The sequence below is a fragment of the Mesorhizobium sp. M7A.F.Ca.CA.002.05.1.1 genome, from assembly GCF_003998335.1.
In the GTDB taxonomy this organism is placed as follows: domain Bacteria; phylum Pseudomonadota; class Alphaproteobacteria; order Rhizobiales; family Rhizobiaceae; genus Mesorhizobium.
In genome coordinates this window covers 1-11,547 of the sequence record NZ_RZQI01000091.1, presented here as the reverse complement: position 1 = coordinate 11,547, position 11,547 = coordinate 1, and the positions used below count along the sequence as shown (strand labels likewise).

The 11,547-nt window shown below is 60.7% G+C and carries 7 protein-coding genes and 2 pseudogenes; 6 read left to right on the top strand and 3 right to left on the bottom strand.

The genetic code is table 11. The features are described 5' to 3' along the window. From EN939_RS38930 to EN939_RS07310, 6 genes and pseudogenes are all read left to right on the top strand, one after another. Positions 1–73: pseudogene (locus tag EN939_RS38930) on the top strand (protease); the annotation flags it as partial. A 1,281-nt stretch (positions 74–1,354) separates the two neighbouring features. Then, positions 1,355–4,090 (top strand): AMP-binding protein, encoded by a 2,736-nt coding sequence (locus EN939_RS07330; protein WP_372958884.1) that lies wholly within the window; start codon positions 1,355–1,357, stop codon positions 4,088–4,090. Then, positions 4,087–5,070 carry an NAD(+) synthase gene (gene nadE / locus EN939_RS07325; protein WP_256754971.1) on the top strand — a complete coding sequence of 328 codons (984 nt, stop codon included), beginning with the start codon at positions 4,087–4,089 and terminating at the stop codon, positions 5,068–5,070. The genes EN939_RS07330 and nadE overlap by 4 nt, the downstream gene beginning before the upstream one ends. 3 nt (positions 5,071–5,073) lie before the next feature. Beyond that, entirely contained in the window at positions 5,074–7,095 is a 2,022-nt protein-coding gene (asnB, locus tag EN939_RS07320; protein ID WP_127267488.1) for an asparagine synthase (glutamine-hydrolyzing), read from the top strand. Further along, positions 7,092–8,645: a class I adenylate-forming enzyme family protein gene (locus tag EN939_RS07315; protein WP_164748773.1), complete on the top strand. Its 1,554-nt coding sequence runs from the start codon at positions 7,092–7,094 to the stop codon at positions 8,643–8,645. Before asnB ends, EN939_RS07315 begins: the two co-directional genes overlap by 4 nt. A gap of 39 nt (positions 8,646–8,684) precedes the next feature. Beyond that, on the top strand, positions 8,685–8,951 hold the full coding sequence (locus EN939_RS07310; RefSeq protein WP_027036262.1) for an acyl carrier protein: 267 nt from the start codon (positions 8,685–8,687) through the stop codon (positions 8,949–8,951). A gap of 57 nt (positions 8,952–9,008) precedes the next feature. Here EN939_RS07310 and EN939_RS07305 read toward each other — a convergent pair whose 3' ends face one another. From EN939_RS07305 to EN939_RS07295, 3 genes and pseudogenes are all read right to left on the bottom strand, one after another. Continuing rightward, a complete protein-coding gene (locus EN939_RS07305; protein WP_127267487.1) occupies positions 9,009–9,701 on the bottom strand; it encodes a N5-glutamine methyltransferase family protein in 693 nt (230 codons plus the stop codon). A gap of 110 nt (positions 9,702–9,811) precedes the next feature. Next, on the bottom strand, positions 9,812–11,023 hold the full coding sequence (locus EN939_RS07300) for a polysaccharide biosynthesis/export family protein (protein ID WP_236383137.1): 1,212 nt from the start codon (positions 11,021–11,023) through the stop codon (positions 9,812–9,814). A gap of 37 nt (positions 11,024–11,060) precedes the next feature. Beyond that, positions 11,061–11,547 (bottom strand): annotated as a pseudogene (locus EN939_RS07295) (hypothetical protein); the annotation flags it as partial.

The window sequence follows — 11,547 nt, the reverse complement described above, 5'->3', positions numbered from 1 at the left end:
AGGCTGGACGGCGCTTGCTGCGTTCATCCGCGAATGTTTGAAGGTGCTGGGAACGGAAATCCGCCACGCGTAAGCTTCTGGAACCGACGCATTCCCCAAGGGATGCGTCGGTTCTCTTCAATAGCGCCTCCATATCCATATCAATTCGGTCGGGATCGCGGCTGTCGAGCGCACCGGTATAGGCGAGATGCTCAAGGAGTGCCGCCTGGTTGCGCTGCTTTCGTCCTTCTTGTGCTGGCGCGCGGCGCTGTTTCGGCGTCCGGATTAGAGGTCGTGTCGTCGACCGTGCGGCCCGTCGTCGCCCCAAGCGATCACGCTCGGTGCCGAGGTCCGGTGACAAGTTCCCACAAAACCTTCTGACGACCGTTCGATCGGCGCTCAGGCGCGACGTCACCATGAAAGCGGGATGCGCCTGAGTTCAGGCCTGCGTCAGTCAAGCTGGCATCGCGGGCAAATGGTCTCCCGGCGTCCGGGTTGGTCATCGGCCTGACGAAAAGAACGGCGTCTAGGAACGATTCCGGCCGGCTGCCGTTGCCTAACATTAGATATCTCTTATGGAAGTTGCGAAAATGCCGCTGTGTCAGAATCTATGCCCTCTTGAAATGACGTTCAAATGCCCGCGTTGCGGATTGGCTTTGCTGAAACCCGGGCGCTGGTTTCAGGTTGCATCCAAATATCGCTGCGAGGGGTGTCACAGCGAAATCCGGATTACTTATCCCGACAAGATTGCACTGTTCCAGAAGTATGCGGCGCAGCGCGAGGGTCCACCTCCGCCAAAGTATAGCTCAGTCCTGACCAAGTCATTCAGCGGCTAGGCCATGGTCCTGCCAGGGCGGCGGGGCGACTGAACGCTGACTGCCGGCGGCAGGGTTGCCTATTGCATGGAACGAAATCCGTTCCCTGCGGTTGGAAGGTCATGCCTCCAGCTACACGCAATTGAACCGGCCATGCCCTGCAGTCAGGAGCAGTGATGCAAACATACCTGGTAGAGCAAATGGAAGGGGACGACGTGGTTGCGGCGAGTAATGTCAATGCGTCCAGCCCGTTCACGGCGGCGACTATATCAACAGGACGCCAGGTTACCCTGAGGACATGGGAAAACAACTGGGTTCGTGTCACGGATGAGCTTGGAGGGGAAGTATTCGCATACTGCTTCGTTTCAGGCACTGGCGAAGCGGACCGCAGCGCACAGCCCGACACTTCGGTAAGGTAGCACAGCCGAGCGAGCGCAGGCTGGCATGCTCAACTTCGAACGATTTAAGCGATCAAGACCGCCTCGCGCATCATCCGAATGATTGATGAAAAGATCATGCCGCGGGGCGATAAGCGGCAACAATCCTAGCGTGGGGCCCTTATGTCTCTGGCGCATTTAGAATCTTCGAGGGCGATTCAAACGGTGCAGACTGACTACCAAGCGGTGGTCTCTTGTCGATGGTCAAAAGTTCCCGATCATGCTCTTGACGAGGGCGGGCCCGTTCTACGTCTGCATCAACGGATGGGAACTGGCTTCGTCGATATTCCGGTCTTTGATCACCTGAGGGAAATCGCCGGGCGTTATTCCGAAAAATTAGCCGCCAGCGACGGCACCAACCGACTGACCTATTCCGAGCTTTTTCGGGCGGTCGAGGCCTTGGCCAGCCGGATTGAAGCCGTCGTCCCCGACGGAAATGCGGTTGGAATACTTCAGGCCAACTCGGTCTGGTACACCGTTGCGATGCTGGCCAGCATGGCATCCGGTCGACCGTCGGTGCCGCTTAACGTGCGAGATCCGGACTCGCGCATCAACGAAATCGTCGCCGACGCGAGGCTCTCCGCCATAATTGGCGACAAAGGCCTCCACGGCCTTGATCTGCCCCAGCACGTTGCCCGGATCGAGATAGCGCAATCGTTGCAGGCAACGCTTCGTCCAGCTGGACACCGTACCGTTTCTGTCGATGCACCGGCAATCGTGCTTTATACCTCCGGCAGCACGGGCCGCCCCAAGGGAATTGTCAACAGCCAGCGGAGCTTGCTGTGCCGGGTGCAGCAATATGTCGACGCGTGCCACATCAATGCGCAGGATGTTTTCTTGCCCATGACCGGCCCGGCAACCATCGCCGGTTGTCGGGAAATACTTGCCGCTCTTCTTACGGGTGCTACGTTGCAGCTTGTGGAGGTCGAAGCCGTCGGCCTACGCGCGGTTCGCGGCCGCATGCAATCGGAAGGCGTGACGATCACCTATCTGGTGCCGGCATTGCTTCGCGCTCTCCTGGCGGATGAGCCCGCGGACGCCTTTGGTTCACTCAGGGTTGCCCGAATTGGAGGCGAGAAGGTGTCCTCGACCGACATCCGCCTGGTGCGCAAGGCTGTCCCGCCAACTTGCCTGGTGCAGATCGGCTATTCATCGACGGAAACGACTGGATCGCAGTGGTTCTTGCCGCACGATTGGCCGGAATTCGATTCCTCAGCTCCCGTCGGTTGGCTGCTTCCGGGTATCAGCTTCGCAGTGGTCGATGAAGAGGGTTACCCGGTTCAGCCCGGCAAGATCGGAGAACTGTTGATCAGAAGCCCGTATGTCGCACTCGGATATTGGGAAAATGGGGCAGTCGTTCCGTTTGAAATAGATCCCGACGACCAGACGCTTCGTATCTTTGCGACGGGCGATCTTGTGCAAATTGGGAGTGATGGCCTGTTGCGGATCATCGGTCGCAAAGGGCGCCAGATAAAGGTCAATGGGCGGCGCGTTGAGCCGGCCGAACTCGAACGGGTTCTGCGTGGCGCGCCGTCGGTGAAGGATGCCGTGGTTATCGTCACCCCGGCGAATGAACTGGTTGCGTTCGCCGTCCCGCACGGCGGGGCGGGAGCCAGTTTTTGCGACGAGCTGCGCCAACTTGCCAGGACAAAATTGCCGCCGGCGCTTTGCCCGCTGCGGCTCCATGCAAGCGCCGAGATACCGCGACTGGCCAGCGGAAAGATCGATATGGCAATGCTGGCTGCAATCGACCTTTCGGTTCGGGAAACAACGCCCCCACCGCAAATCCCCCATGCGGGAAATGAAGTTCCGGCTCATCAGATCGTACGGCGTGCCTGGACCAAGGTCCTCAAGACGCGGGTCGCCCTGGGCTGCTGGGATGAAGCGGGGGGAGATTCGCTGAAGCTGCTGCATTGCGTGATGGAAATCGAAAGCGCGATCGGGCAGGAGCTCGGATTGGAAGCCTTCACGGTTGGAATGAGCTTCGATGAGATGGTTGCAGCGGTCATTTCCGCTCAAGGAGGCGGCGAGCACGCGCCTGCCTGGAAACACGAGCCTCCACTGCTTTTCCTTTTCCCCGGTTCGGTCGGCTATGGTCCGAGCCTTGCTTCGTTCGCATCGGCAATAAGCAAGGTCGCCAGGGTGTCTCCCATCAGATATCCGGCCCTGGGCATGATCCTGCAAGGTCAGAACACTGTCGCCGCAATGGTCGAAGCTGCAATCGATCATATCAACCGCGTGCAGCCTACCGGCTGTGTTCGCCTGCTTGGCCACTCGCTCGGAGGAGCGGTCGCTTTTGAGGTTGCCGCGCGTCTGCTTGATCAAGGGCGAGCGGTAGCGTTCACGGGCATTCTGGATACCAGTCTGGTTGGCGAGCGCAGCAAGCGTTGGGAGACCATTACCCGGACATTTCACCGGATCCGAACCAATCGTATATCGGCTAGTCGGGTGGCGTGCCGCGCGCTTGCCAAGGTCGCGGTCAAAATGCACTGCGAATCCCGGCTTGCCAGCTTCCTCGACCGCTATGCCGAGGGTCAGTTCAACCCGACGAGCTTCAGAACCAAACTGGAACTGCAGGAGGTTCTGCGGGCGCGCGCCTTCTTCCGATGGCTGGCAGAACCCAGGCCGATACTGCCGATCACCGGCACCTTGTTCCGTTGCGCGCGGCCCGGAATGCCGCTTGCACTCGGGTGGGACCGGGCATTCGTCCATCTGGACGTCATTCCGATCGCCGGCACTCACATCGACATGGTCGTGGAGCCCCATCTGACCATCAATCGCCCGCTCATCGAAAACGCTGTGACCGAGACCTACTCTTCAGTCGAGTCACGCCAACAGGAGGCAGTGTCATCGACCTGATCGGGGAATTCAGCAGCGATGTGTTGGCGCTCGATGCCCGGCTGGAGATCGATCGCATCGTCGAGACTTTGCGCGAGCAGGTTCTCGGCACACAACGGCGTCGCGGAGTGGTCGTCGGGCTCTCCGGAGGCATCGACAGTTCGGTCGTCGCAACGCTGTGCGCACGGGCGTTCGGGAAGGACAAGGTGCTCGGCCTGTTCATGCCGGAGCGCCATTCGTCAGGCGACTCGTTGAGGCTTGGCCGCAGTGTCGCCGGGCAGCTTGGCATCGACACAATCCTTGAAGATATCGAGCCGGCGCTTGAAGGCATCGGCGCATACGCCCGACAGATCGAGGCCATCCGAACTGCCGTCCCTGGATATGGCGAAGGCTGGAAATGCAAGCTGGTCATGGCATCGGTGCTGGAGAGCAGCGGCCTCAATATCACGCGCCTTACGGTCGAGGATCCGCACGGAAAGATCGACACCGTGCGTCTGTCGCCGGCGGCTTACCTGCAGATCGTCGCTGCCACCAACTACAAGCAGCGGGTTCGCAAGATGACCGAGTATTATCATGCGGACCGCCTCAACTATGCAGTGGCAGGCACGCCAAACCGGCTCGAATATGACCAGGGCTTCTTCGTCAAACAGGGCGACGGCATCGCCGATGTGATGCCTATCGTCCATCTCTACAAGACCCAGGTTTACCAGCTGGCGGAGTATCTCGGTATTGACAATGAGGTCCGAACAAGGCCGCCGACCACGGACACGTTTTCCATGGCGCAAACCCAGGAGGAGTTCTACTTCGCTTTGCCCTATCAGTTGATGGATTTGTGCCTCTATGGCATGAATCACGGAATTTCGGCCGGCGTGGTTGCCGCCGCCGCTGGCCTCACCGCCGAGCAGGTCGAGAAGGTCTATAAGGATATCGTCAGCAAACGCCGCGCCGCCCGCTATCTTCACGCACGGCCGCAGCTGCCCGCTGCGATGGACAGGGATTGACCCATGTGCGGCATCGCCGGAATTGTGGCGCTGAACGCGGCTGCGGAGCCTCCTTCACGAGCCGCGCTTCTACGAATGGCAGCCGCGCTCTCCCATCGAGGTCCGGACGAAAGCGGCCTTTACCGCGACAGGCGAGCGGGGCTGGCGCATACCCGCCTGTCGGTCATCGATCTCTCGACCGGACAGCAGCCTCTCGCCGACACAGGCAATACCACCTGGATCGTCTTCAACGGCGAGATCTTCAATTACGTCGAGCTGCGTGACCAACTCATAGCCCTGGGACATCGTTTCCGCACCCGCAGCGATACGGAGGTCGTCGTGCATGCCTACCGCGCCTGGGGTGTGGGCGCGTTCGAGCGGCTGAACGGGCAATGGGCACTCGCCATTTGGGACTCGCTGATAGGCCGCCTCGTCCTGTCGCGCGATCGGTTCGGCATCTGCCCGCTGCATTTGTGCGAACACGCTGGCCGCCTGCATTTCGCCAGCGAAGTTAAGGCCATCTTCGCAGCCGACCCGGCGATACCGCGGGCCTTCGATCCGGCGGGGGTCGACCAGACTTTCACGCTGTGGACGGTCGTACCGCCGCAAGGCGTATTTCAGGGGATACAGGAACTTACCCCCGGCCATGTCCGCATCTATGACAATGGCAGCGTTCGTGAGCACGCTTTCTGGAAACCTTGCTATCCCGAGAGCGAGGACCTGGCCCATGGCACCTTCAGGGGCTCGCTGGAGGATGCGGTGGACGAAGTGCGCGGCGCCTTGCAGGCCGCGACGGCGCTTAGAATGGTCAAGGCGGACGTGCCGGTCGGCTGCTACCTTTCCGGCGGGCTCGACAGCTCACTTGTCGCCATGCTCGGGAGGCGCTTCGCCGGCGCGCCGCTCCAGACTTTCTCGTTGCGTTTTGCTGACGCCGAATATGATGAAACCCGTTACCAGCGGCTGGTTGCCGGTGCGAGCGGCGGCGAGCACCACGAGGTGATGGTTTCGCGCGGTGACATCGCCGACATCTTCCCGGATGTGATCCGTCATGCCGAGCGTCCGATTCTCAGGACCGCGCCGGCGCCGTTGTTCCTTCTCTCGAGGCTGGTGCGCGAACATGGCATCAAGGTCGTGCTGACCGGCGAGGGGGCCGACGAGATGTTCGCCGGCTACGACCTGTTCCGTGAAGGCAAGGTCCGCCGCTTCTGGGGGCGGCAGCCCGCATCCGCCCGACGCGCGCGACTGCTGGAACGCCTCTACCCCTATCTGAGCCGCTCGCCGGTCAAGCAGCAGGCGATGGCGCGCCAGTTCTTCGGACACGGTATCCATGCATTTGGCGCGCCCGGCTTCGCGCATGACACCCGCTGGCGCACCACCAGCGCCATCAAACGGCTGTTCTCGGCCGACATGCATGCCGAAGCGGCGCGCCACGACGCAGTGGCGGACCTGCTCTGCCGTCTGCCCGAAGAGTTTCCACGATGGGGTCCTCTCGCGCAGGACCAGTATCTTGAGATCAGGACGCTGATGTCGGGCTACCTGCTCTCCTCTCAGGGTGACAGGATGCTGATGGCCCACTCCGTCGAGGGGCGCTTCCCGTTCCTGGACGACAGGCTCGTGACCTTGGCGAATTCGCTACCGGCCGACTACAAGCTGCGCATTCTGGATGAGAAACACGTGCTGAAGCGTGTGGCGAAATCGATCGTCCCCGCGGAAGTCGTGGCCCGCAAGAAGCAGCCCTACCGGGCGCCCAACGCACTTTGCTTCATGGGCGATAGCGCACCCGCCTATGTCCGCGAAGCACTCTCTGAGACTGCCCTGCGCGCGGCGAATGTCTTTGATCCGAACTCGGTCGCGCGCCTGCTGGGCAAATGCGCTGCCAAGACCGGCGATGGCGATCTGTCCAACTCGGACAATATGGCGTTGGTCGGCGTGCTGTCGACGCAGCTCCTCCATCAGCAGTTTGTCGCAAGCCGTCCATCAAGCGGGCGTGCGGTCGACCTCAGGATAGATGTCGATCGCCTGCACAGGGAAGAGGTGCTGGTATGATGCATGGCGCCGTCCCTCTGCTGCACGACTACCTCAGCCATTCGGCCGGCCGGCTCGGCGACAAGGTGGCGCTGGTGTGCGGCGGGCACCGGCTCGCCTATGATGAGCTTGAGACACGTTCCAACGCGGTCGCCCATCATCTCGTCACGTCCGGGGTCGCCCCCGGTGACCGCGTCATGATCTTCGCCGACAACACCGTCGAGACCGTGGTCAGCTTCTGGGCGGTTCTCAAGGCGAGCGCCGTCGTGTGCGTCGTCAATCCGCTCACCAAGAGCGACAAGCTGGGGTATTTGCTCAACGATTGCCTGCCGGCGGCATTGATCACCGACAAACATTTGCAGCCGATCTTTACTGAACCGGCGCGTAACTGTCCGTCGCTGCGGCGGCTCATCGTCTCCGGTTCGGTGGACGTCGCCGAGCTCCGGGGATTGCCGCATGCCGTGCGCTGGGATGAGGCGGCTGCCGGCCACGGCAAAGCGCCGGCCCGCCGCCGCATCGATATCGATCTCGCAGCCATCATCTACACGTCGGGCTCGACCGGCGAACCCAAAGGCGTGATGCTGACGCACAGGAACATGATGGCAGCCTGCACGTCGATTGCCTCGTACCTCGAACTTGGCGAAGACGATGTGATCCTCAATGTCTTGCCCCTGGCCTTCGACTACGGCCTCTATCAGATGATAATGGCATTCCGTACCGGGGCGCGCTTGGTCCTCGAGCGCTCGTTTGCCTTCCCCGCACAGATACTTGCGATCATCGAAAGGGAGAGAGTTACAGGCTTTCCCGGCGTGCCAACCATCTTTGCCGCGCTGTCGGATCTCAAGACGCTGAAGGCAGATGATTTTGCAAGCATAAGGTATGTCACGAACACTGCCGCGGCACTGCCGCTCAAGCACATTCGCCTGCTCCAGGAACTGTTTGCCGATGCTCGCATCTATTCGATGTACGGCCTGACCGAATGCAAACGCTGCACTTATCTTCCGCCGGAAGATCTTGCGCGAAAACCGTTGAGCGTGGGGATCGCCATCCCGAACACCGAAATGTGGATTGTCGATGAGGATGACCGAAGGGTCGGTCCCAATGTCGTCGGCCAGCTGGTCATTCGCGGGGCAACGGTCATGAAGGGCTACTGGGGTAAGCCGGAGGCTACCGCGAGGAAGCTCAAGCCTGGCCCTTTGCCCGGCGAGCAGGTTCTGTACACCGGCGACTACTGCCGAATGGACGAGGAAGGGTACCTCTATTTTGTCGGCCGCAGCGATGAGATCATAAAATCGCGGGGAGAAAAGGTAGCGCCCAGGGAAGTCGAAAACGTGCTGATGGAAATCCCGGGAGTACGGGAAGCCGCGGTCGTTGGAGTTCCCGACGACCTGCTAGGGCAAGCAGTGAAAGCGTTTGTCGTCATGGAGCAAGGAACGATCATGGGCGAAAAGCAGCTGCGGATGGAATGTCAGAAGCGGCTGGAAAACTTCATGATTCCGAAGTCCATCCAGATTGTGTCCAGTCTACCGATGACGGACACGGGCAAGCTCAAGAAAATAGCGCTTTCATAAAGCGACACCTGGAAATCATTTGGATCGGAGGCCAATTCAATGCTGAGCACGAACAACAGAATTGACACCTACAGCGATCAGATACGCGCCTTTCTGGCGTCAAATTTCTACGTGGCCGACCCGCGTGCCCTGGAGGTTGAAACGTCGTTGCTCGACCAGGGCATCATAGACTCGACTGGAGTGCTTGAAGTTATCGGCTTCGTCGAGGAGACATTCGGCATCACTGTCGAGGACAGTGAACTTCTGCCTGAGAATTTCGATTCCATCCAGGGAATTGCACGTTACGTGCTCAGCAAGGAAAACTGATCGCTGGGCCGCTTTAAGGGCGTCCTCCCAACCGAGCGCGCAAACCAATGGCGCGGCTCACGCTGGCGCTTTGGCCCGTGCACAAACCACCCTGGCTTCACCGGCTTTGTTTGCAACCGCGCGAATGCTCTCGTAGGCTTTGGAACGCTCAACCAAACTCATGACCTGCCGGTCCTGGCCAAGCCCGACCTCGAAAAGCAGCATGCCACCTTGCCGCAGATAGCGCCGCGCCTCCTTGATCACCCGCATGTGAATGCTCAGGCCGTAAGGCCCGGCAGCGAACGCCTCACGTGGTTCAAGTTCCATCAGGTGCGCGCGGTCGTTTTCGAGCCGCTTCTCGGAGATGTAAGGCGGGTTGCAAACGACCAGATCGATCGTGCCTTCGAGCTCCAGACCCGAGAAGGAATTGAACAGGTCGCCCTGCAGCACCGAAATGCGCCCGGCCAGGCCAAGATGGGCGACATTCCGGCAGGTGGTTTCGACACAGCTGTCAGTGAGATCGCTCGCCCAGACGCGCGCGGTGGGGACCTTGTATCCAATGGCGCAGGCGAGATTGCCCGCCCCGCAGCACATGTCCACGACACGCGGGACCGGCCGATTAAGTTCACGAAGCACATTGAGGGCGGTGCTGCCGAGCAATTCCGTCTCCGGGCGAGGGACGAGCACGCCGGGCGCCACAACCAAATTCAGCCCCATGAAGTCGGTACGGCCCGTGCTGTAGGCGCTGGCGACATCCATTTCACCAATCACGACAAACCCGCTTTCTGGATTTTTCCATTTTGATTTCTCGACGCCCCGTCTTCATGCCGTGAGGCGAGGCATTAGCCACCGTCGTTCCCGGGTCGGTTCACGTCGCGCAACTACTGGATCGCCGCGCTCTGCAGGTCGCTGCTGAACCTCACCTCGATGGTGTCTCCAGGCGCGACCTCAGTGTCCTGGTCGACCGGTCGACTTCTCGACGCGTCGCCGGCTCCACCGGTTATTGTGATCCGCGCCTGGAAGGTTTCGCCGGCGACCGGCAGCGGAAGAGCGGACGCCCCTGATGGCTGAAGCTTCTGGCTGGCTGCGTGGAGCCTTGCAGTGGTCTCGGCGAGGCGAAGGTCGGTGTCCCTCAACTCGTTCAGAAGGCCGATCCTTCGTTGATTTTCATTGCGTTCCTGCTGCCTGACGAAGTCTTCCTGCTGGCGCCGCGTTCTCATGAGTTCGACCGAGGTCTCGAGCGCCCGGCTCGACGACATCAGCACCGCACGTCTGACATCGGCGAGCCTGCTGTTGGTCAGGTTGCCCGATTCGAACGATTTGGTGACCCGCGCCAGATCGTCCTCATCCTGTTTCACCGCTGCCGCTTCCGTCTGCTCGCGCTTGAGCAGAACCTCGACCTCAGCCTCGGCATCCTTGGCGGTCTTGTCGAGATAGCTTTGCTCCTGTTGAAAATTGTTCAGCGAAATTCTGAGACCCTCCGCTTCCGCCTGCGCGACCGCCGATATCAATACATTCGACAGGGGCGAGCCCTGCGGCGGCTGCATGTCAAATTCTGCCTGGTTCTGAAGTTCGGCGCGGATGCGGGCGCCATGAAAGTAGTCCCTGATGTAATCCCCCCAGATCGACTCGTAGTCGCGTCGCAGATCAACGGGATCAGGTCCGCTTTGGCTTGCCCGCGACCGCAGAAGGCTGAAACCGCCGGCGACCGCAATCGCCTGCCGGACTGTCATGAGTGGCCGGTAAGCCTGCTGCCCTGGCGTCAGCACATCGCCAGTCACGTAGATCGGCCGGTACTCCGCGATCACGGCCGTGACGTCGCTCGGCTTGATGACGATCATTTGCTCCCGTCCATCAGGCAGACGCTGGTGGACGATCTTGGTTGGCAGCACCGCTTCCATGCGCGTCTGCAATTCGGCCGGCGTCAACCCGCCAACCGGGATCATCCCGAACTCGGGCAGCGCGATCGAGCCATCCATCTGGACAACCGCGCGTTGCGTTCGTTCCGCTATTGAGGCAATTCCTATCTCCACCGTGTCGCCGGGGGAGAGCTTGTAGGCGGCCGGCGCTTCGGCCGCGGTTGCGCTGCTCAAGGCCAGGCATCCGACAAGTGCTGCAAAGGAAATTCGGCTAACGAAGGCCATTGGTGGCAATCTCCTTTTGATTCAGATCCGGCTGCGGCGGCCAATCGAGATGGGCGACGAATTCGTAGACCGGTCCGCCCGGTACCCCCCAATTGCTAGACCAGATCACTTGCGACCCATCAGGGGACGGGGAGGCGTGTGTCTCGCTCCAATAATCGAACGGAGCGTTCCGCGTCTGCACGATCCGTCGGACCTCTCGACTGCCGTCGACACGCAGCGCGATCACCTCGCGCGAGTATGGAGCCCAGTCCGGCTGGCTTCGAACCTCCTCGGGATTGCCCCCGTAACTCATGAATGCCCATTCGGGCCGGTCCAAAGCGCGCAGCGATGCATGCTCGGCCTCGCCGAACTTCATGAGCGACGTGACCTTTCCATCGGACAGCCGACGTTTGATCACCTGATATTTGTCCGGGCTGGATTTGCTGATTCCGACGTAAATTTCGCTGCCGTCCGCGTCGAGAGTCATATCGCCA